24 protein-coding genes are annotated in these 17,748 nt (G+C 58.5%); 10 read left to right on the top strand and 14 right to left on the bottom strand.

The genetic code is table 11. The features are described 5' to 3' along the window. The first annotated feature begins 579 nt into the window (after positions 1 to 579). The gene (locus SIB72_RS08045; protein ID WP_413743564.1) at positions 580 to 966 is read left to right on the top strand and encodes a hypothetical protein; all 387 of its coding nucleotides are present in this window, start codon (positions 580 to 582) and stop codon (positions 964 to 966) included. Positions 967 to 1,214: 248 nt separating this feature from the next. Here the strand turns inward: SIB72_RS08045 and SIB72_RS08040 are convergent, their stop codons facing one another. Next, positions 1,215 to 1,658 (bottom strand): hypothetical protein, encoded by a 444-nt coding sequence (locus SIB72_RS08040; protein WP_413743563.1) that lies wholly within the window; start codon positions 1,656 to 1,658, stop codon positions 1,215 to 1,217. Positions 1,659 to 1,833: 175 nt separating this feature from the next. Here SIB72_RS08040 and SIB72_RS08035 point away from each other — a divergent pair, with 175 nt between their 5' ends. Continuing rightward, positions 1,834 to 2,160, top strand: a complete 327-nt coding sequence (locus SIB72_RS08035) for a hypothetical protein (protein ID WP_413743562.1) — start codon at positions 1,834 to 1,836, stop codon at positions 2,158 to 2,160. Between the two features lie 842 nt (positions 2,161 to 3,002). Here the strand turns inward: SIB72_RS08035 and SIB72_RS08030 are convergent. Continuing rightward, positions 3,003 to 3,548 carry a DUF3611 family protein gene (locus tag SIB72_RS08030; protein WP_413745078.1) on the bottom strand — a complete coding sequence of 182 codons (546 nt, stop codon included), beginning with the start codon at positions 3,546 to 3,548 and terminating at the stop codon, positions 3,003 to 3,005. 59 nt (positions 3,549 to 3,607) lie between these two features. Between SIB72_RS08030 and SIB72_RS08025 the strand changes: the two genes are divergently transcribed. Further along, positions 3,608 to 4,552 carry a bifunctional riboflavin kinase/FAD synthetase gene (locus SIB72_RS08025; RefSeq protein WP_413745077.1) on the top strand — a complete coding sequence of 315 codons (945 nt, stop codon included), beginning with the start codon at positions 3,608 to 3,610 and terminating at the stop codon, positions 4,550 to 4,552. On the opposite strand, the gene SIB72_RS08020 is transcribed toward SIB72_RS08025, so the two are convergent. Continuing rightward, positions 4,531 to 4,662: a hypothetical protein gene (locus tag SIB72_RS08020; protein WP_256359592.1), complete on the bottom strand. Its 132-nt coding sequence runs from the start codon at positions 4,660 to 4,662 to the stop codon at positions 4,531 to 4,533. The genes SIB72_RS08025 and SIB72_RS08020 overlap by 22 nt on opposite strands. Positions 4,663 to 4,689: 27 nt before the next feature. Here SIB72_RS08020 and SIB72_RS08015 point away from each other — a divergent pair, with 27 nt between their 5' ends. The 4 genes from SIB72_RS08015 (at position 4,690) to SIB72_RS08000 (ending at position 7,566) form a co-directional block, all read left to right on the top strand. Continuing rightward, entirely contained in the window at positions 4,690 to 5,736 is a 1,047-nt protein-coding gene (locus tag SIB72_RS08015) for a thiamine phosphate synthase (protein ID WP_413743561.1), read from the top strand. A 28-nt stretch (positions 5,737 to 5,764) separates the two neighbouring features. Continuing rightward, positions 5,765 to 5,980: a sulfur carrier protein ThiS gene (thiS, locus tag SIB72_RS08010; RefSeq protein WP_115120651.1), complete on the top strand. Its 216-nt coding sequence runs from the start codon at positions 5,765 to 5,767 to the stop codon at positions 5,978 to 5,980. 24 nt (positions 5,981 to 6,004) lie between these two features. Further along, a complete protein-coding gene (locus tag SIB72_RS08005; protein WP_244281610.1) occupies positions 6,005 to 6,976 on the top strand; it encodes a DUF1517 domain-containing protein in 972 nt (323 codons plus the stop codon). Positions 6,977 to 7,383: 407 nt separating this feature from the next. Then, entirely contained in the window at positions 7,384 to 7,566 is a 183-nt protein-coding gene (locus SIB72_RS08000; protein ID WP_413743560.1) for a hypothetical protein, read from the top strand. Here SIB72_RS08000 and larB read toward each other — a convergent pair. The 6 genes from larB to SIB72_RS07970 form a co-directional block, all read right to left on the bottom strand. Next, the gene (gene larB, locus SIB72_RS07995; RefSeq protein WP_115120648.1) at positions 7,556 to 8,278 is read right to left on the bottom strand and encodes a nickel pincer cofactor biosynthesis protein LarB; all 723 of its coding nucleotides are present in this window, start codon (positions 8,276 to 8,278) and stop codon (positions 7,556 to 7,558) included. The two genes, SIB72_RS08000 and larB, sit on opposite strands and share 11 nt — an antisense overlap. Continuing rightward, positions 8,275 to 8,622 (bottom strand): TIGR03792 family protein, encoded by a 348-nt coding sequence (locus SIB72_RS07990; protein WP_244281629.1) that lies wholly within the window; start codon positions 8,620 to 8,622, stop codon positions 8,275 to 8,277. Before SIB72_RS07990 ends, larB begins: the two co-directional genes overlap by 4 nt. 77 nt (positions 8,623 to 8,699) lie before the next feature. Then, positions 8,700 to 9,185, bottom strand: a complete 486-nt coding sequence (ispF, locus tag SIB72_RS07985) for a 2-C-methyl-D-erythritol 2,4-cyclodiphosphate synthase (protein WP_115120646.1) — start codon at positions 9,183 to 9,185, stop codon at positions 8,700 to 8,702. A gap of 56 nt (positions 9,186 to 9,241) precedes the next feature. After that, positions 9,242 to 9,943, bottom strand: coding sequence for a tRNA (guanosine(37)-N1)-methyltransferase TrmD (gene trmD / locus SIB72_RS07980; protein ID WP_413743559.1), 702 nt, complete (start codon positions 9,941 to 9,943; stop codon positions 9,242 to 9,244). Between the two features lie 6 nt (positions 9,944 to 9,949). Then, on the bottom strand, positions 9,950 to 10,459 hold the full coding sequence (locus tag SIB72_RS07975; RefSeq protein ID WP_413743558.1) for a phycobiliprotein lyase: 510 nt from the start codon (positions 10,457 to 10,459) through the stop codon (positions 9,950 to 9,952). Between the two features lie 243 nt (positions 10,460 to 10,702). Continuing rightward, entirely contained in the window at positions 10,703 to 11,113 is a 411-nt protein-coding gene (locus tag SIB72_RS07970; protein ID WP_413743557.1) for a hypothetical protein, read from the bottom strand. Between the two features lie 118 nt (positions 11,114 to 11,231). Here SIB72_RS07970 and SIB72_RS07965 point away from each other — a divergent pair, with 118 nt between their 5' ends. Together SIB72_RS07965 and SIB72_RS07960 are read left to right on the top strand one after the other, a co-directional pair. After that, on the top strand, positions 11,232 to 11,528 hold the full coding sequence (locus SIB72_RS07965; protein WP_413743556.1) for a hypothetical protein: 297 nt from the start codon (positions 11,232 to 11,234) through the stop codon (positions 11,526 to 11,528). A 63-nt stretch (positions 11,529 to 11,591) separates the two neighbouring features. After that, a complete protein-coding gene (locus SIB72_RS07960; RefSeq protein ID WP_413743555.1) occupies positions 11,592 to 12,161 on the top strand; it encodes a hypothetical protein in 570 nt (189 codons plus the stop codon). A 52-nt stretch (positions 12,162 to 12,213) separates the two neighbouring features. Here the strand turns inward: SIB72_RS07960 and era are convergent, their stop codons facing one another. Beyond that, a complete protein-coding gene (gene era / locus SIB72_RS07955) occupies positions 12,214 to 13,161 on the bottom strand; it encodes a GTPase Era (RefSeq protein ID WP_115120640.1) in 948 nt (315 codons plus the stop codon). 76 nt (positions 13,162 to 13,237) lie between these two features. Here era and SIB72_RS07950 point away from each other — a divergent pair, with 76 nt between their 5' ends. After that, complete coding sequence (locus SIB72_RS07950) at positions 13,238 to 13,756, top strand: hypothetical protein (RefSeq protein ID WP_115120639.1); 519 nt, start codon at positions 13,238 to 13,240, stop codon at positions 13,754 to 13,756. A gap of 115 nt (positions 13,757 to 13,871) precedes the next feature. Here SIB72_RS07950 and SIB72_RS07945 read toward each other — a convergent pair whose 3' ends face one another. From SIB72_RS07945 to ffh, 4 genes are all read right to left on the bottom strand, one after another. Next, on the bottom strand, positions 13,872 to 14,606 hold the full coding sequence (locus tag SIB72_RS07945; RefSeq protein WP_115120638.1) for a Bax inhibitor-1 family protein: 735 nt from the start codon (positions 14,604 to 14,606) through the stop codon (positions 13,872 to 13,874). A 95-nt stretch (positions 14,607 to 14,701) separates the two neighbouring features. Then, positions 14,702 to 15,715, bottom strand: a complete 1,014-nt coding sequence (locus tag SIB72_RS07940; protein WP_413743554.1) for a PhoH family protein — start codon at positions 15,713 to 15,715, stop codon at positions 14,702 to 14,704. 8 nt (positions 15,716 to 15,723) lie between these two features. Next, positions 15,724 to 16,128: a 30S ribosomal protein S16 gene (rpsP, locus tag SIB72_RS07935; RefSeq protein WP_413743553.1), complete on the bottom strand. Its 405-nt coding sequence runs from the start codon at positions 16,126 to 16,128 to the stop codon at positions 15,724 to 15,726. A gap of 76 nt (positions 16,129 to 16,204) precedes the next feature. After that, complete coding sequence (ffh, locus tag SIB72_RS07930; protein WP_413743552.1) at positions 16,205 to 17,698, bottom strand: signal recognition particle protein; 1,494 nt, start codon at positions 17,696 to 17,698, stop codon at positions 16,205 to 16,207. Between the last annotated feature and the right edge of the window lie 50 nt (positions 17,699 to 17,748).

The raw sequence follows: 17,748 nt of genomic DNA, 5'->3' as shown, positions 1-17,748 counted from the left end.
TACTCCGCAAACACGAACTACATCATCCAATCCAGAGCAGATTGAATTCACTTGAGTTCATGGTGGTGCCGCTGTGTTACGCGCGTCACGCTGACGGGATCGGATAACGGGTACTACTACAAGCTGCCTGAAGGCTCGTTCTCCCTGGCGTCCGATGGCGCGAATGACGACCTACTCCCGAAGGCATTCAGAGTCATTCCTTTCTTTTACGTGGGTTCCATTCCACGGGTGTTTAAGTCTTTTCCTTGACTCGCGCGCTTCTCTCTTTAAACACTGCCTATCGCTTCTCTCTGTATAGACCGCGGCTCGCTTCCCCCTGTATAGACTGCGGATCGCTTCTCTCTGTATACGGTGCAGGTTACCGCTATCAGAACACATTGCGGACTGGAGCTCCCTGTATAGGTGGCACATCGGTTCTATCTGTATAGATAACTTATTGGGTTCATTCCCTATATAGATGTCATGTTAATGAGAGCCGCCTTCGGCTTAGTGTGCGACAGCCTCCAGGTCAAAATTCCTGACTGTATCTCTTTCTAGCGATTACCTAGTATGTAGTTGTCTTGTCTGCTCTCACGATCAATGAAAGCAATCAGCTTGCTTCTGACTCCTGGGCTCGCTGCTTTGTTGGCACTCCCGCTTGAAGCGGTCGCTGGCGAGACCCAAGCTCTGCAATGTGAATCGGTCAGGCTTGAAATGGATGCCTCACTGGTTCAAAGCTCCAGTGATACAGAGCTAGAAGATGAGACAGAGATTTCTATTTTCATTGAAGATGGGACCAAATTTGGTCCGTATAAAATGAGAGCTGCTATGCAGGGTGAGATGGGTGGAACTCGAATGACAGCCTGGAAATACAAAGCACCAAACCCAAAGGGTAAGAATTTAACTCTCCGCTTGATGACAACGAGCAAAGACTCAGAACCCGACCTTTATGTGAATGGCAGGAGGTCTTCTTGCAAGCCTATTTGAGGCTGCTTGTTTCCTCCTCTTCTTCCTACACGCTTAAAGGGTAAGCTCCAAAAGATTATTGAAACAGGCGCATAGAAAGAACGCCACCCTAAGCCAATAGCAAGAGGTTCCTCTTTGCACGTTATGTCGCCCTAGAAGGACCTAAAAAGCCTCTTGCTTTCTCAACCAGGATCCCGGACAGAGGCTGCCAAGACCGCTTGCAGGACCACAGAGGTTTCAGCCAGCTAGTACCACCCTCACCCTTTCTTTCACACTAATCCTTTCCTCTCAATAGGAGGGTAAGAGTCAATCCAACCTTCGATATAAACGTCATCCTCATTTGTTTCACTCAACAGTTCAAGCGGGAAATCGTTATACCAAGCGACGAACTCTTCACTCCCGATGTCACCATGTGGAGTTAGCTGGGATTGATTCTTTGAGTCACCATCTTTGGAGAAACCACGACAATGCCTGATGTAGATTTCATGAGTATATTTAGATTGAAGTTCTTCTAAATCCTCCTCGTCAGAACCCATAAATATTCGACTGGCAAACCATTCACCATCTAATGGGTCTAGGCATTCTTTCAGCTTGTATTTATCAACCATCTTTTGGGATACATAGATTCTCCCATAATGGCCCTCATCCCAGTAATAGGTTCCACATTCGTAGCGTTCCCATCCATCGGCACTGTCTAGAAGTTCGTCAGTCATCTCTCTAATACTGAAAGCTTCCCAGCTTGAATCTACCACCTTCCTTAAGAGCAGCAAACCAATCTGGAGATACTACTTTATATCGGAAATGGACAACCTTCGCTTTACAAAAGCACTGCTCTACCTTTGAGTTAATGCGGAATTTGGAGTATGCTGGAATTAATTTATTGTTAGCATGATGCGTTGGACTCCACTCTTAGGACTTGTCTTCCTTGTTTCAGCAACACCAGCTTGGGCTGAAAAACCTTTCGCTGAGAGGGCTGCTGATTATCAATTTAACGCTGGATTGGTCTACGGAACTCTTGGAGAACTCTGCAATCTCAGAAACCTCAAAGAGATAAGTGAAGAGCAGTTCAATAGTCGAGCCACGACTTATATGAAGCAATGGCATGGTGTTCAATATGCTATTGACGGGTTGACTGCCATAAGGGAAGCCAAACCAAAATGCTATGAACTAATTAGAACAAGAGTTTTTAGAGTAGAGTCAGGTGCAAGTGATTAGAGCCCTCTAGAGACAAGCAGCCAGCACAGTAGATAGCTACATCCACTTCATCATTGATTCCAGAATGTAATTTGTGGTCTCGGTTAGATTCGCTGACGGATTCAGTTTCGACTTATTGCTTTGGTATAGATGTGGGAAGTTCTTTCGGTGTTGCTCTAATCCGTAAGCAACCACAGCATCCATATCCTCCTTACTTGGATTCTCTCCAAGTGCAGCACGCTTGATTTGATAGTCATGATCAGCTGTATCTAGTTTCAGTGATTGTGAATGTGGTTTACGTATAGGTTGCCGCGGCCTCTGAGGGATCGGTGCATGCCTCTGTGAGGGCGGTGGATCATTGCTTTATCTATACCCTCAGTAGCCAATCTCATCAAAGGCAAGCAACAGCATCTACCAAACGAGACCAAGGGACTGATCCATAATTTCCAGTCACGGTATTAGGTTCATGACCTAGCAACTTACCAATTGTTGCTTCGTTAAAGTTTGCTTCTCGAAGACAAGTCGCAACTCGATGAAGAAGCGCATGAGGATTGACACCTGTTACTGATTTACACGGCTTCGATAAGTTATGCCCCCATCGACCATTAGAACCTTTGAGTGACGGCCAAAGACACCCTTCCTGATGACAAGGAGGCTGAACTGCTGGAGGACCTCAAGTTGCTGAAGAAACTCAGGAGGCTTCGTGAAGCTGGCTTGGGCCTCTAAGGGTTCGTTCTACCAACGCACCTAAGGGCGAGCTGTGGGGGGTCGTTTGTGGGGGTAGTTGTGGGAGCTTTCTTGGATTACGCCTCAGAAAGAACCCAGTCATGGACAGCCTTTTGAGTCCATGCCTTTTGAGGCAGTCAACGGGCGCGGTAGATCCGCTGCAAGAACCAGAGCGAGAACAGCAGACCAATCAAATGGGCAAACAACACCTGGGTGTTGCTGAGCACCGAGAGCATTTCCAGTGAAGTAATCGACTCTTGCCGCCCCAGGACCTGGCCGGGAGTCTGCTGTGAAGCCTGAAAAAACAAGATGCCAGCCAGAGCCTGGTAGCCCAGAACAGCGAAGACCAGACCAATCAGATCGGCAAGCAAACCACGCTTGATTGTGCGACTCGCTTCTCCACGACTAGGGCGAGCATTGCTACCCAAAGCACGACCGAGACCCACCATCAACCAGCCTTGCCACAGGCTGAACAGCAGCACAAGGAACGCCAGAGTGGTGAGAGATAGACCCGGGCTCAGGCCAAGGGCTCGATTGGACTCACGACTAAGGCGGCCACCGATGTTGTTGAAGATGAGAAGCCCCATCACCACGATGCCAAGGGCGGTTTGAATCCAGAAGCGGATCCAGGCCATCCGCCGCAATCCGAGGGAAAGCATCTGGAGATCAAGACGGTCAGCCATGCGAGCTGTTCGGCAGTCGTCCAAACTTGCCATCAACCCTTGCCGGATGCACGGCCGTCTTGATACCCCTCTGCTCACCACAGCAGGCCCGCACCCCCACGGCCCTGGCTCTCGGAAGCTTTGACGGCCTCCATGCCGGCCACCGCCGCGTGATCGATGCCGTATGCAGTCAGCCCTGTGGTGGCGTGCCCACGGTGGTCAGCTTCTGGCCTCATCCCAGGGAAGTGCTCCATGGCGAAGCCCGCCTTCGCCTCGACCTACCCGGAGAGAAATTAGAGCTGCTGCAACCGCTCGGGATCGACCAGCTGGTCCTGGTGCCCTTTGATCGGGCCCTGGCCCAACTCAGCGCCGAAGACTTCGTTCGCACGATGCTGCTCGACACCCTTCAAGCCCGACACATCGCCGTGGGCGCCAATTTCCGCTTTGGACGCGGACGCCAGGGGAGCACGCAAACCCTGCAACAGATCTGCGCTGAGGCCAATGTGCGCGTCACTGTGCTGCCGATCCTGGAGGACTCCAGCGGAAGGATGAGCAGCAGCCGCATCCGCACCGCCCTTGGCGAGGGTGAACTAAACGTGGCGAGCGCACTGCTCGGTCGCCCCTATCGCTTCAGCGGCACCGTTGTGCGGGGCAGGGGACTGGGGCACAAGCTCGGCTGGCCCACCGCCAATCTGCAAGTGGATGGGCGCAAATTCCTACCTGGCCTTGGGGTGTATGCCGCCTGGGCCCGGGTGGGAGATCAGCCAGAGCGCTTGGCTGCGGTCATGAACCTTGGCCCCCAGCCCACCGTGGATCCAGACTCGCCCTCCGCGGTGGAGGTGCACCTGCTCGACACCAGCCTTGAACTGGTCGGGACCACGCTCACCGTTGAGCCCGTGCAACGCCTACGCGGCCAACAACGCTTTTCAGGCCTGGAGGAACTCAGCAACCAGATCGGCCGTGATGCTGAGCAGGCCCGTCGCTGCCTCACTGACGACCCGGTTCAAATGACGGAACCTGGATAGGCGTTGGTCAAGCCCCAGACAATGAACACACCGATGCCCCCCAGCAAAAGGATCCCCCACACCAACACGTGCATCGGGCTGTCGGATCCACCGTTGTCCATGGAAACCATCGAACATGTGATCGTTCCAACCCTGCCATGAAATCGATGCCTGTGGCCCCCCGCAGCGAGCAGTGTGTGGCGAGGCTGATTGATGCCAACCTCGACCGTGCCCGCGAGGGCTTACGCGTGGTGGAGGACTGGTGCCGCTTCGGGCTGGATCGTGCCGACCTGGTGCAACCCCTTAAAGATTGGCGCCAGCAGCTTGGGCAACGCCACCGTGAGCACTACAAACAGGCCCGCTCCACCGCCGAAGACACCGCGGCAGGAATGGCTCACCCTGCCCAGCAGCAGCGACCCCAGCCAAAGCAGATTGTGGAGGCCAACTGCGCCCGGGTGCAGGAAGCCCTGAGAGTTCTTGAAGAATTTGGCCGCGACCAGGATGCGGAGCTGGCACGCACTGCAGCCACCATTCGCTACGGCCTTTACGACCTCGAAGTCACAATCCTCCAGGCCGGCAAACGCGCCGAGCGCCGCCAACGCCTGGACCAATGCCACCTCTGCCTGATTACGGCCCCGGCAGAAGGGATGCTGGAGCGGGTACGAGCCGCCCTCAGCGCCGGAGTTTCGCTGGTGCAATACCGCGCGAAACAGGGCCATGACCGCGACCGACTCGCCGAAGCCCAAGCGATTGCCGGGCTATGCCGTGACCATGGAGCCTTGTTCATCGTCAATGACCGCATCGATCTGGCCCTGCTGGTGGATGCGGACGGTGTTCACCTTGGCCAAGACGATCTACCCACCGCAGCCGCCCGCAGCCTGATCGGCGACGGTCGACTACTCGGGCGCAGCACCCACAACCTGGAGCAACTGCAGCAGGCCCAGCAGGAAGATTGCGATTACCTCGGAGTGGGGCCGATCTATGCCACCGACACCAAACCGGACAGCACCGCCCAGGGGCTCCATTGGGCAGTACAGGCCAGCGAGCAGGCAAGCCTGCCCTGGTTCGCCATTGGTGGCATCCATGCCGATCGCATCCCGGAGCTGCGGCAAGCGGGCGTACGCAGGGTTGCGGTGGTGGGCGCGATCATGGCTGCTGACGACCCTCAGGCCTCCAGCCAAGTGCTTCTGGCCGCGCTGGCCTGATCCACATCCTTCGTTCAGCACAGCTCCGATGGCAACACTCACAATTCAGGTGAACGGCACGGAGCGCACGGTGGAGGCAAGCCCCTCCACGCTGGCTTGCGTGGTGGAGCGCCTTGGGCATCACCCCAAACTGGTGGTGGTGGAATTCAACGGACTGATCCTGACCCCGGAGCGATGGGCAGAACAGATGGTTCAGAACGGCGACAAGCTCGAAATCGTCACCATCGTGGGTGGTGGTTCCTAGAGTTATTCCATTCGCCTCGCTGTGTTGAAGCGTTCGTCGCTCTCCCTCCGCTCCAGCCAGATCAGCCGGATCCTGCGGCGCGGACTGTCGGCATTGTTGGTGCCGGTCTTGGTCGCAGGCCTGCTTGTGCTCCAACCGCAGCCCAGTCACGCAGCCCGTGGAGGGCGAATCGGAGGCGGTAGCTTCCGTGCCCCTTCCATGCCAAGGGGCGGCGGTTACGGCCGCAGCTATGGCGGTGGTGGCTACGGGCGCGGCTATGGCGGCGGTGGTATCGGCTTTCCCTTCTTGATCCCCATCGGCCTCGGTGGTGGTGGCGGCCTGCTGGGCCTGTTCGCGATCATGGCGATTGCCGGCGTGGTGATGAACGCTTTCCGCAGCAACAGCGGCGGTGCAGCCATGGGTGGGTATGAGCGTCCGCAGTCTTTAAGCAGTGGGCCCGTCACCCTGGTGCAACTCCAGATCGGACTGCTAGCCAATGCCAAGGCTCTGCAGCAAGATCTCCGCCAACTGGCCGCGAGCGCCGACACCGGTTCTTCCAGTGGGCTCCAGCGTGTTCTCCAAGAAACCACCCTGGCACTCCTGCGTCAGCCTGATCTTTGGGTTTACGCCGCCGTTGAAAACGGCAGCGTTCCTTTCAATGCTGCGGAATCAACTTTCAACCGCCTGTCGATGACCGAGCGCAGCAAGTTGCGCGAAGAACTCACGTCCAATGTGGGTGGTCGAAAGAACAGTGATAGCGGCGACATTCAAGCCGTCGGTGATGCTGATGCCACGAATGAATACATCGCCGTCACCGTGCTGGTGGCGAGCCGCAGTCCGGTGAAGATCAAACGGATCGACACCAGTGAAGGACTACGCGAGTCTCTACGCATCCTCGGCTCCACCTCCTCCACCGATCTGATGGCCCTCGAGGTGATCTGGCAACCGGATGGTGCTGGGGACGTGCTCAGCGCCGAAGAGCTGGTCACTGTGTATCCCAATCTCCAGCACCTCTAAGCGGGTGAACTCCCCAAACCCAATTGGAAGACAGGTTGCGCGATCACGCCACGCCTGACAAGGCAACCACCCGTACCTGACAAGCCTGAATTCTTCTGATCAAGTACAGATTTCAGCGCTTTCAATTCGGTGCAAACTCTCTAAGGTCCAATGATTGTCAATTGCTCCTGACCTTGGCTCCCGCCTCCTGCCTCGACCCCCGCTCCATGCAATGGCAGGCGAATGGTGAGCTCGATCGAAACGAGTTATTTGATCTCGTTCGTCTCCTTGGTGACGTCGAAGGTCCTGAGCTCAGAAGCGAACTCCATCGGCTAAGCAGCCAAGTCGAATCAACGGATTGATTCAAGGCTTGCCCCATTGCGCCAGCTTCTGAGCTGCTTCATCCTTCGCCCAACCTGCATCGGGTCATGGCTCGGCGTTCCCCTCAGTGGATCAATTCGTCTGTGCTGATGGAAGCACTGATGCGATATCAGGAAGGTCGTTTGCCTCTCTCGATGAAACGTTGGGTCGAACAATTGCTCGATCTCAACACCGACGAGGCATCAACGGCAGCTCTTCTGCCAAGCCCCCATCCCCTCTTCAACGACTGAGCCCTGTCCCGCCGTTGGACTGAAGAATGCGCAGGGCCGCCATCGCCGCTCCATAACCGTTGTCGATGTTGACCACCGTCAGCCCCGGTGCACAGCTCGCGAGCATGCCCTCCAGGGCTGTGCGCCCGCCTGCACTGACTCCATAGCCAACGGACACCGGCACACCGATCACCGGCTGGGGCACCAAACCGGCCAGCACCGTGGGCAAGGCTCCTTCCATCCCCGCGCAGGCAATCAAAACCTGGCAAGGCTTTAGTCGAGGCAACTGCTCCAGCAGACGATGAAGCCCGGCCACCCCCACATCAAGCATCAAGCCGCATGCAACACCGTGGCACTGCAGAGCCAACTGCGCTTCTGACGCAACCGTGAGATCACTCGTGCCTGCACCAAGCACCATCACCTCTCCCAGCTCTGCACGCCGAACAGGCAACCTCCCGAAGCTGAGACAGCGGGCAGACGCGTACCAACGCAGCACTGCTGCTTCTGATTGAGCCGCAAGCAAGGTTCGCACCGTGCGTGCCTTCTCCTCACTCACACGAGTGACCAAAGCGAGCTGATCCCGCTCTGCCAACTGATTCAAGATCGCAGCGATCTGCTCAGCGCTTTTGTGTTCACCCCATATCGCTTCATGCAAGCCGATACGAGCGGGTCGTCCCCAGTCGAAGCGGACGTCATCGCGCTGCTGCTGATCGGAGGCTGGAAAGTCGCTCACTGCGGCAACAACTCACCTTCAAAGACGAGTGGGAAGGGATTCCCACTGGCAAGACCAGTGCCCTCCCGGGCCAGTCGCTCAAACTGATCCTGAACCTTGTTCACATCGGCCTGCGGAATAGCCTTCCACTGCGCCCTGCTCTGCCAGCGAATCAGCAGAGTTCCTTCCTCAGTCGTGGCATCCCAGAGCAGATCACGGCCGAGAAAGCCATCCTGCTGTGCCAACCAAGGCTCCCAGCTGCCCTGCTCCGCCTCGAGCCAAATGGCTCGTGCTTCGACGGGCACTTTGACCCGCAGATGCTCAACAACGGCAGCATCAGAGGAGTCGGAAACGTTTGAAGCCATAGCGGCAGAGGCGAACGAGGCAGGCACCCACCACATCAGAGCGGCCGCAAGCCAGCAGACGATACGCAGCAGCAGGGTCATGCGGTTTGCAGTAGGGCAACAGCCTGACAAGAAATGCCCTCCTCCCGCCCTTCGGGTCCAAGCTTTTCGTTGGTCGTTGCTTTCACACCCACCCGTTCGGGCTCAATGCCAATGCAGCTGGCGATCGCATGGCGCATCGCTTCGATATGAGGCTTCAACTTGGGGCGCTCAGCAATCAGCACCGAATCCACATTCACCACCTGCCAGCCCTGATCACGCACCAGCGCTACCACCTGGTTCAGTAACACCAGGCTGTCGGCTCCCTTCCACTGAGGGTCATCGGGGGGGAAGTACTTACCGATGTCTCCAAGCGAAAGGGCACCGAGCAAGGCATCCATGATCGCGTGAACCAGAACATCAGCATCACTGTGGCCATCAAGCCCCAGGCCAGCCGGATGATCAAGCTGCTGCCCCCCAAGGATCAGGGGACGACCCGGAACAAGCCGGTGGATGTCATAACCATTGCCGATGCGCAGCTGCATGAATGCCTGGCCCAACCCTTGGCATTCTCAACGACCAGCCCAGCAGCTGCAGCCGACTACTGCTGTTTCTCCTGCCAACGTCGATGCAGATCCGGACGTCGTTCCCTCGTGCGCTGCTCACGCTGAGCCTGGCGCCAGGCATCGATGGCGCCATGATCACCACTGCGCAAGACATCTGGAACCGTCATCCCACGGAACTCCGCCGGCCGGGTGTAGTGGGGATGCTCCAGCAACAGATCACTGTGACTCTCATCCACCAAGGACGCGGCGGTTCCCACCGTGCCGGGCAACAGGCGTACAACCCCATTAATGATGGTCATCGCCGGCAATTCGCCACCGGTGAGCACAAAATCCCCTAACGACACCTCCTCATCAGCCAAACCGCGAATGCGCTCATCAAAGCCTTCGTAGTGGCCGCACAGAAGCACCAACTGATCAAAGTCTTCTGTCCAGCGCTGAAGATCAGCCTGCTTCAGGGGCTGGCCCTGGGGGCTCATCATCAGCACACGCCGACGCGGCAGAACGGGCACTGCCTCAAAGGCCGCATAGACAGGTTCGGGTTTCAGCACCATGCCAGCCCCTCCGCCATAGGGGATGTCATCGACCTTGTGATGGCGATCGGTGGTGTGATCGCGAGGATTGTGCAGATGCAGCTCAGCGATGCCGGCAGCGAAAGCGCGACCGATCACACCGAGCTCCAGCAGAGGAGCGAAAGCCTGGGGCACCAGGCTGAGCACATCCAAACGAAAGGGCGCCATCAGGCCTTAGCGAGCGGGAGAAGAGACCCGACGGATCTCGGAACAGAAGCTCGCCTGCTGAGGTGTTCCCGACCGGTCCACCAGCGTGGTCGTGCGCAGGCGCAGATTGGCCTTGATGAACCAAACGCGCTCCAGCACCTCGGCATCATCATCCGCAGGAAAACGGAGCTCGAGGCAACCATCCTTCCGCAATTGCCAGCCCCCCGACTGGATGGCCTGGGCCGCACCACCCGCACGCTGAACCACACCATCAGCACTGAAGACCAGGCGACTGAGCGGCTTGCCCTCGCTGTCGCTCACCGTCAAGGCAGCGCAACTGGTCGGATCGTCGTCAGACCGGATTTCGACCTCGCCGCGCTCACTTTGATGCCACTCCTCCGAGCCATCGAGGGCAAAGGTGCTTCGCAGGCTCATCCAGCGACCGACACAGAGCTGCGAGAAAGCTTGCAGGGTTTCGGGCGGGAAGGGAAGGTCGGCCACCGGAGACACAGCCGTAGGGGCAGGGGCATCAGTCATCTGGCGATTCTCTCAGCCCTGCCTCACAACCTGGCAACACTGCACCGAGCAAAGCAGCAATAACCACAACGAAATTCACCGCTGATCGGGGCGAAAAGCGCGAGCAAACCGTCTTCCGCACTGGACTCGTGACGGATCTCTACCGGACCGACCCAACCGCTATCTGAGCTTGAAGCGGGTGTGCCGATGCACTCTGTTCTTAGCGGCTGCACCGGAGCAGGCGAACAGAGCTTGGCGACAGCCTCAATAACAGGAATCACCAGGTTTCAATTTGGCCGCTGCTTCTGGGAAGGTTCGTTTCCAGATCCGACAGTTTTCTGCCTCGGTGAACTCGGATCGGTCAGGGACCGGTGCAGGCTTGATCTCTGGCGCAGGGACAGACGGGGTTGTCAACTCAGCAGGGTCATTGATGGGCTCAGCCGGAGCCGTCCCTGGCAGGACTGGATTCACTCCACCTTCAACCGGAGGCAGCGGCGTCTCGTCCAGGCTGATCGGCGGCGACTCAAAGCGGCCCAGCAGCGACACTCCGGCGAGATAGCCCACAACGCCAAAGGCGACGGCCACCAAGACGTAGAAATTGCGTTCAGCCGGCAAGGTCTTCTCAAGCCAGGGGGGGAGCTGCTGAAGCCGTTGACGGAGCCGTGCGCGTTTCATCACCCTTCCCCACTAATGGCAACGTAACGCCAGCAGAGCATTGAAGAGCGCTCACGCTCAGCCGAAGCGCTCAAACAAAGCTATTCAACAGACTGGTGACGACTGAGTTTCCCTGTCTGTGCCACACACCCCTCCCAAGCGCTTGGATCAAGCCCTCACGGTGCTGCTGCGCGCCTTGGTGAACCCAGCCATGGTGCAAGCCACCAAGTCCATGGAGGGCGACCCCAGAGCACGCATCGCCGATTGCATCGACCAGACGCGAATCGAAGCCTCCGAAGGCGCCTCGCTGGTGGCAGCCTGCGCTCCCCATGGCCGCGCCATGCTCACCCAGGCACAACAAACGCTTGAACGACTGGAAAGCCTCCAACTGCTGGCCAATCAAACAACACGTGAGCAAGATCACAGCGATGACTGACGGTCGTCAATTCACGCGGCTACTGGTAGCGAGATGGTGAGGACATCGAACCAGTTCACCCCCATGAAACTCCTTGCTCTCACCCTGGCCGCAGTCCTTCCTGCAGCCATCGTCGCTCCAGCCCAGGCCCAGCACTACGGCATGCATCCGGATTACGGCATCGATCCTGGGTACGGCATCGATCCTGGGTACGGCATCGATCCTGGGTACGGCATCGATCCTGGGTACGGCATCGATCCTGGCTTCGCGCCGCACCCCGGCTACGGAACCGACATGACCGTCGGCAACATCATCGACTCCGTGTTGGCCCCAATCGCCGGCTATCCCGAAATCAGGCCTGTTTATCCCAATGTGAGCCAGCGCCGCTGCCACGCCTTACATGCCCGTGGTCAGTTCGCAGCCATCAATGGTGCCCGATTCCAGATCAGCCCTGCCTACTCGCCGAAGGTCACCAAGACCTGGGTGGACGGTAGTCACTGTCGCTCTGCTGCGGTTGGTTATGTGGGGCAATGGCACACCATTCAGGCAGGCTGGTCTCCCGTGAGCACGCGCTTTGATCTTCGTCACGGCAACCTCGTCGAAACCCGCAACGGTCGCAAGTTGATCTATAGCCCCGTCTACCGGATGTGGTGAGTCACAGATAGCCGATTCGCGAGCCTCCCATTTGCATGGGGGGCTTGGCCTGTCAGAGGTGCTCTTCGCTGTAGCCAAGTTCGTTTAAGCGGGCTGGGCTTGTTCGCCAATTCGGCACCACCTTCACGAACAATTCCAGGTACACGGAACCATCAATCAGGGTCTGCATCTGAAGACGTGCGCCCTGTCCAATGGTCTTGAGCATGGCGCCACCCTTGCCGATCAAGATCCCTTTCTGGCTTTTTCGCTCCACCAGCACCGTTGCCAGCACAGCGGTGCGGGGCTTGCTTCCCTTGCCCTTTGTCGGCATGTCTTCCACGCGTTCGATCTGCACCGCCACGCTGTGAGGCACTTCCTCCCTGGTGTGAGCCAGCACCTGTTCGCGAATCAGCTCCCCCATCAGGAGGCGTTCGGGCTGGTCGCTCACCATGTCGGGGGGGTAGAGCTGCGGCCCTTCAGGCATCCGGGCACTGATCGCGGCGACGAGATCAGGACAGCCTTCGCCACTGAGAGCACTGCAATGCAGCAGAGGCCAGTCAGTTTCGGCCAACAGCTCGCGATACGCGGCATCGGCCTGCGGCCGTTGATCCACTGGGACCTTGTCCCATTTGTTGAGTACCACCTGCACAGGCAAGCGCTGCTGCTGCAGCAGATTGACGATAAAAGCATCGCCGCGGCCTGGCTTCTCACAGCCCTCCAGCAACAACAACACCTGGTCCACTTCGCCAATGGCTGCCCGGGCGCTCTGCACCAAACGCTCTCCCAGAAGGTGGTGGGGTTTATGGATGCCGGGGGTATCCACCAGGATCAATTGGGCCTCCGCAGTTGTGAGGATGGCCCGTAAGCGGTTGCGGGTGGTCTGGGCCACTGGCGAGGTGATCGCCACCTTGTCTCCCACCAGCTGATTCACCAGGGTGGACTTGCCCACATTGGGGCGGCCGATCAGGGCCACAAAGCCGGAACGGAACACTCCTTGCTCGTCGGGTCCCGTGTGATCCATTAAACGCCTGGTTCGCCTGTCCTCCAGCCTCTCAGCTCATCAGCCCATAGGCTGAGGCCATGGTTGGATCCCACAGATGAGCAGGCTTGAGCCCAGTTTCCAGCAGGCGATGGAGATCGCCGCCGGATGGCTGAAGCAATGGGATGACGAGGAAATCAGCGACGAGGTGATCGCCGACAGGGTGGGCGAACTGGTCGCCAGCCGTGACGGAGCGCGCGGGTTTTTCGTGGTGAGCCTGGCCGGTGACAGCGCCCTGATGGACCGCCTGCCGGAAGCCCTTCTGATCAAACTGCGGGAAGCCGGTGATGGCGTGGTTGACCTGACGGCCCGAAACCTGGCCATGAGTGCGGCCATGGTCCATCACCACCAGGGCAACGGCGACGGCGAACAGGCTGCCGGATCGGAACGCGTGAACAGCCGCTGCATTGAACTGCTGCGCCAACTCGAATCCGCTCGCGTCAAAGTGCGTCTCGACACCCTGCTTGATGCCGCGGCCCACAACCGTGGTGAGGATGTCAGTTTTCTAGAGCGATGGGGCTACAACGACGCCCAGAAGGCCGCCATCCATGCCGCGATTAACGCCGTTGCGGAGTAAGCCAAACACCAGCTTCGAGGGGATCAGTGGCCGAAGCGAAGCAGGCCTAGACACAACAAAGCCCCGGCTCTCGCCGGGGCCAAGGCTGCTCGAACAACCAGCTCAGGGATCACGCTCAGTCGCGACGACCACCACCCTGCAGAGCAATGATTAGACGCAATACAAAGACGAACAGGTTGATGTACGTCAGATACATCCCCAGGGCTCCTGAGAGGTACTGATCATCGCGATACATCCGGGGCATCGTATAGAAATCGACGAAAGCCATTCCCACGAACAGCACCGTGCCAAAGCCGGCGATCGCGAGATTAGTGATTTCATACAGGCCAGGAATAAAGAAGCTGGCAATAAAGATGCCAACCATCGCGATCACCAGGCCAAACAAACCGAGGCTGACCACCGAGGTGAGCGCCTGACCCACGCTGTCGCTCATGCGACGTCCAAACACGGAGGCCACCACAAAGGTGAGACCGGTGGCCAACGCTGCGATGCCAATCGATGCGGCACCTGCCACATAGATCGCCTGAACGACAAGGCCAGTGAGGGTGAAGCCAGTGAGCAGACTAAAGGTGGCCATCAGTGGCAACGCGGTGCCGTTGTTGGCCTTCTTGGCCGCGTTCTGGGCGACGAAAAACAGGATGAACCAGGGAATGATCGCGACCATCGAAAGGCCGTTGAAGGCCTGGTAACCGATCGAGGCCATGGTGGCCATACCACCGAGCACACCTCCGGCGGTCAGCACCATGCCACCACCCACGTAGGGCAAGGCTTTATTGACAACGTTGGGGCCAACCAGAGCGCTCGATTGCGCCTCGCGAATGGCCTCCTGGAAATTACTGCTGGCTGGCATGGATCTCCTGATCACTGTCAATACTTTGCCAGCCCTGACAAGGTTTTGGGCAGAAAACAGGTTCGGATCTCCCCATCAATTCCTGTTGCAGTGCATTAGCGCCGCGGCCTCTGGCCGCCGGATCCAGCCAGCCCACCGTTGGCTTTGTCCCGCCGGGCATAGGCCTCCACAACCCGTTGCACCATGGGATGGCGAACCACATCGGCTGCGGTGAGCTTGCAAACGGCAACCCCCTCAACCCCCTCAAGCACCTGAGCCGCTTCGACCAAGCCACTGAGCTGCCCCTGAGGCAGATCAACCTGGGTGATGTCTCCAGTCACCACCATGCGAGAGCGCTCCCCAAGCCGGGTGAGCACCATGCGCATCTGCGCCGGCGTGGTGTTCTGCGCTTCATCGAGGATCACAAACGCTTCCGACAGGGTGCGACCACGCATGTAGGCCAAGGGGGCCACTTCAATCACACCTTTTTCGAGCAAGGCGCTGGTTTTTTCGGGTCCCAACAGGGCATGCAAGGCGTCATAGAGGGGGCGCAGGTAGGGATCCACCTTCTGCTGCAGATCACCGGGCAGAAAACCGAGCCGTTCTCCCGCCTCCACCGCTGGACGGGTGAGAATCAATCGCTCCACCTTGCGTTCAGTGAGCATGCGCACGGCCAGCACCGTGGCCAAAAAGGTTTTGCCGGTTCCAGCAGGACCAAGGGCCAACGTGAGGTCGTGTCGCTCCATCGCCTCGACGTAGTTTTTCTGCCGCAAGGTCCGTGGCCTGAGCAGATTGCCCCGCTGGCTTCGGGCCAACACCTGCTGACCCATCGCCTCATGATCCTGGTGCCGACCGGTATCGAGAGACTGAAGCGCCGCTTGGACATCAACCGATGACACGCTCTCCCCCTCCTGCCAGAAGGGGCGCAATAGCTCGACAACACCAGCAGCCCTCTCCAATTGGCTGGGTCTGCCACGGATCTCAAGCTGAAGACCCCGCATCACCAAGGAAACACCGGTCAGTGCTTCGAGTTGACGCAGGGTCTGTTCGGATGCTCCGGAGAGGGCCAGAGCCGCTTCCGGAGTTGGGAGATCAAAGAGGAAACGGCCGGCAGTTGTGGCCTCGACCATGACCTCAATCAGGCTTCAGCGCCGGCCTCGGAGGCCCCTTCATCGGAGGATTCAGCAGCAGCTTCAGCGGCGGCGGCAGTCTTCGCCTCAGCAGCCTCTTTCGCGGCTTGCTTGGCAGCAGCCTCACGAGCTGCGTTCTGCTTGGCCTTGCCGACAATTTCAGCAGGACGCACACTCTTCTCGAGCAGTCCGCCCTTCTCGAGCAGGGAACGGACAGCGTCGGTGGGCTGAGCTCCCTGGCTCAACCTCGAGCGCAGACCCTCAGCATCAAGGCGAGTCTCTTTGGTGCGCGGGTTGTAATAACCGAGTTCCTCCAAGGGGCGACCGTCACGACGAGACGTGCTGTTGCAGGCCACGAGGCGGAAGCTCGCTTCCCGCTTCTTACCGAACCGCTTCAGGCGGAGCTTGATCATCGTGGCGCTACTTGTTGGTGGAACTCGGCACGGATTGAAAACCGCGTGCCAAACAGTAACCATACCTTGCGGGGTGTCACAGGTCTCCGAACCCCTTTTTCTTCTTGACCGGGCGCTGTCGGCGGGGAGGACCGCCACCACGCGAGGGACGACCACCACCACCGCCCATCCCAGGCATTCCCATGCCTGGGATCCCTGGCATGCCACCGCCCATCCCAGGCATTCCCATGCCCGGCATCCCCGGCATACCACCACCCATGCCAGGCATGCCGCCGCCGCGCGTCATCTGCTGCATGAACCCGCGCATCTTCTGGAAGTCAGCCAGCACCTTGTCCACATCCGCAGGCTGATAACCACAACCAGAGGCAATCCGCCGTCGCCGCGACGGCTGAGCCGCCAAAAGCTCGGGCTGGGTGCGCTCGGCGGCCGTCATCGAACCGATCATCGCCTCGATCTTCTTTAACTGCTGCTCCCCCTGTTTGAGCATGCCGTCATCGAGCTTGTTCATGCCCGGGATCATCTTCATCAATCCCCCGAGCGATCCCATCCGCTTGATCAGACGCATCTGCTTCAAGAAGTCGGAGAAGTCAAACGACGCCTCCTGCAGCTTCTTCTGCATCTGCTCAACATCGGCGAGCTCGACCTCCTTCTGGGCCTTCTCCACCAAGGTGAGCACGTCCCCCATGCCGAGAATTCGGCTCGCCATCCGCTCCGGGTGGAAGGGCTGGAGCGCCTCAACCTTTTCGCCGGTGCCGATGAACTTGATCGGCTGACCGCTGACCTTCCGAATCGAAAGAGCAGCACCACCGCGTGAATCACCGTCGAGCTTGGTGAGCACCGCCCCGGTGATTCCGACCTGGTCGTGAAAAGCACGGGTGAGTTCGGCCGCCTCCTGGCCGATCATCGAATCCACCACCAACAGCACCTCATCGGGCTGCACTGCGGTGCGGATCCGCACCATCTCCTCCATCATCGACGTGTCGATCTGAAGCCGACCAGCGGTATCGACCAGCAAGGTGTCGAACCCCTCTTCTTTGGCCTTGGCCAAACCGGCAGAAGCGATGTCCTCCGGTTTGGCCTCAGCACCAAGACTGAACACCTCCACACCGATCTGCTCGCCAAGCGTCCGGAGCTGCTCGATCGCGGCAGGGCGATAAACGTCTGCACCCACCATCAGAGCCTTGCGACCCTGATCCTTGAGATGGAGGCCAAGCTTGGCCGTGGCCGTGGTTTTACCGGCACCCTGCAAACCAGCCATCAGCACGACCGTGGGTGCCTGATCAGCCTTGGCCAGAGGGGCGTTGTCGCCACCCATCACCTCGACCAACTGTTCGTGCACCACCTGGATGAACTTCTGATCGGGGCTGACGCCTCGGACCACATCGGCTCCGACGGCCTTGTCGCGCACCTCAGCCACAAAATCCTTCACCACCGGGAGACTGACGTCGGCCTCGAGCAGGGCCCGACGCACCTCCTTGAGGGCACCCTCCACATTGGTATCTGAGATCTTGTCCTGACCCCTCAGCCCCTTAACCGCATCTTCAAAGCGGGCTGACAGCTCATCGAACATGGAAGCGATCCGCAAACGGTGATGTGTTGATGGTAAAAGCCACCTTTCTC

The sequence above is a fragment of the Synechococcus sp. MIT S9451 genome (genome assembly GCF_047304725.1).
Taxonomy (GTDB): Bacteria; Cyanobacteriota; Cyanobacteriia; order PCC-6307; family Cyanobiaceae; genus Synechococcus_C.
Note: the sequence above shows the minus strand (reverse complement) of the source record. Positions and strands in the feature narration are given on the sequence as shown.

Coding starts and splice junctions, on each gene's coding strand:
- ispF (WP_115120646.1), bottom strand. CDS start 9,185: ATGCAGCTGCGCATCGGCAATGGTTATGACATCCACCGGCTTGTTCCG.
- SIB72_RS07960 (WP_413743555.1), top strand. CDS start 11,592: ATGAAACTCCTTGCTCTCACCCTGGCCGCAGTCCTTCCTGCAGCCATC.
- SIB72_RS07975 (WP_413743558.1), bottom strand. CDS start 10,459: ATGACTGATGCCCCTGCCCCTACGGCTGTGTCTCCGGTGGCCGACCTT.
- SIB72_RS08020 (WP_256359592.1), bottom strand. CDS start 4,662: ATGGTTTCCATGGACAACGGTGGATCCGACAGCCCGATGCACGTGTTG.
- SIB72_RS08015 (WP_413743561.1), top strand. CDS start 4,690: ATGAAATCGATGCCTGTGGCCCCCCGCAGCGAGCAGTGTGTGGCGAGG.
- SIB72_RS08035 (WP_413743562.1), top strand. CDS start 1,834: ATGATGCGTTGGACTCCACTCTTAGGACTTGTCTTCCTTGTTTCAGCA.
- SIB72_RS07945 (WP_115120638.1), bottom strand. CDS start 14,606: ATGCCAGCCAGCAGTAATTTCCAGGAGGCCATTCGCGAGGCGCAATCG.
- SIB72_RS07940 (WP_413743554.1), bottom strand. CDS start 15,715: ATGGTCGAGGCCACAACTGCCGGCCGTTTCCTCTTTGATCTCCCAACT.
- SIB72_RS07950 (WP_115120639.1), top strand. CDS start 13,238: ATGAGCAGGCTTGAGCCCAGTTTCCAGCAGGCGATGGAGATCGCCGCC.
- SIB72_RS07970 (WP_413743557.1), bottom strand. CDS start 11,113: ATGAAACGCGCACGGCTCCGTCAACGGCTTCAGCAGCTCCCCCCCTGG.
- SIB72_RS08030 (WP_413745078.1), bottom strand. CDS start 3,548: ATGGCTGACCGTCTTGATCTCCAGATGCTTTCCCTCGGATTGCGGCGG.
- ffh (WP_413743552.1), bottom strand. CDS start 17,698: ATGTTCGATGAGCTGTCAGCCCGCTTTGAAGATGCGGTTAAGGGGCTG.
- SIB72_RS08000 (WP_413743560.1), top strand. CDS start 7,384: ATGGCTCGGCGTTCCCCTCAGTGGATCAATTCGTCTGTGCTGATGGAA.
- thiS (WP_115120651.1), top strand. CDS start 5,765: ATGGCAACACTCACAATTCAGGTGAACGGCACGGAGCGCACGGTGGAG.
- trmD (WP_413743559.1), bottom strand. CDS start 9,943: ATGGCGCCCTTTCGTTTGGATGTGCTCAGCCTGGTGCCCCAGGCTTTC.
- SIB72_RS07990 (WP_244281629.1), bottom strand. CDS start 8,622: ATGGCTTCAAACGTTTCCGACTCCTCTGATGCTGCCGTTGTTGAGCAT.
- SIB72_RS08045 (WP_413743564.1), top strand. CDS start 580: ATGAAAGCAATCAGCTTGCTTCTGACTCCTGGGCTCGCTGCTTTGTTG.
- era (WP_115120640.1), bottom strand. CDS start 13,161: ATGGATCACACGGGACCCGACGAGCAAGGAGTGTTCCGTTCCGGCTTT.
- SIB72_RS08040 (WP_413743563.1), bottom strand. CDS start 1,658: ATGACTGACGAACTTCTAGACAGTGCCGATGGATGGGAACGCTACGAA.
- rpsP (WP_413743553.1), bottom strand. CDS start 16,128: ATGATCAAGCTCCGCCTGAAGCGGTTCGGTAAGAAGCGGGAAGCGAGC.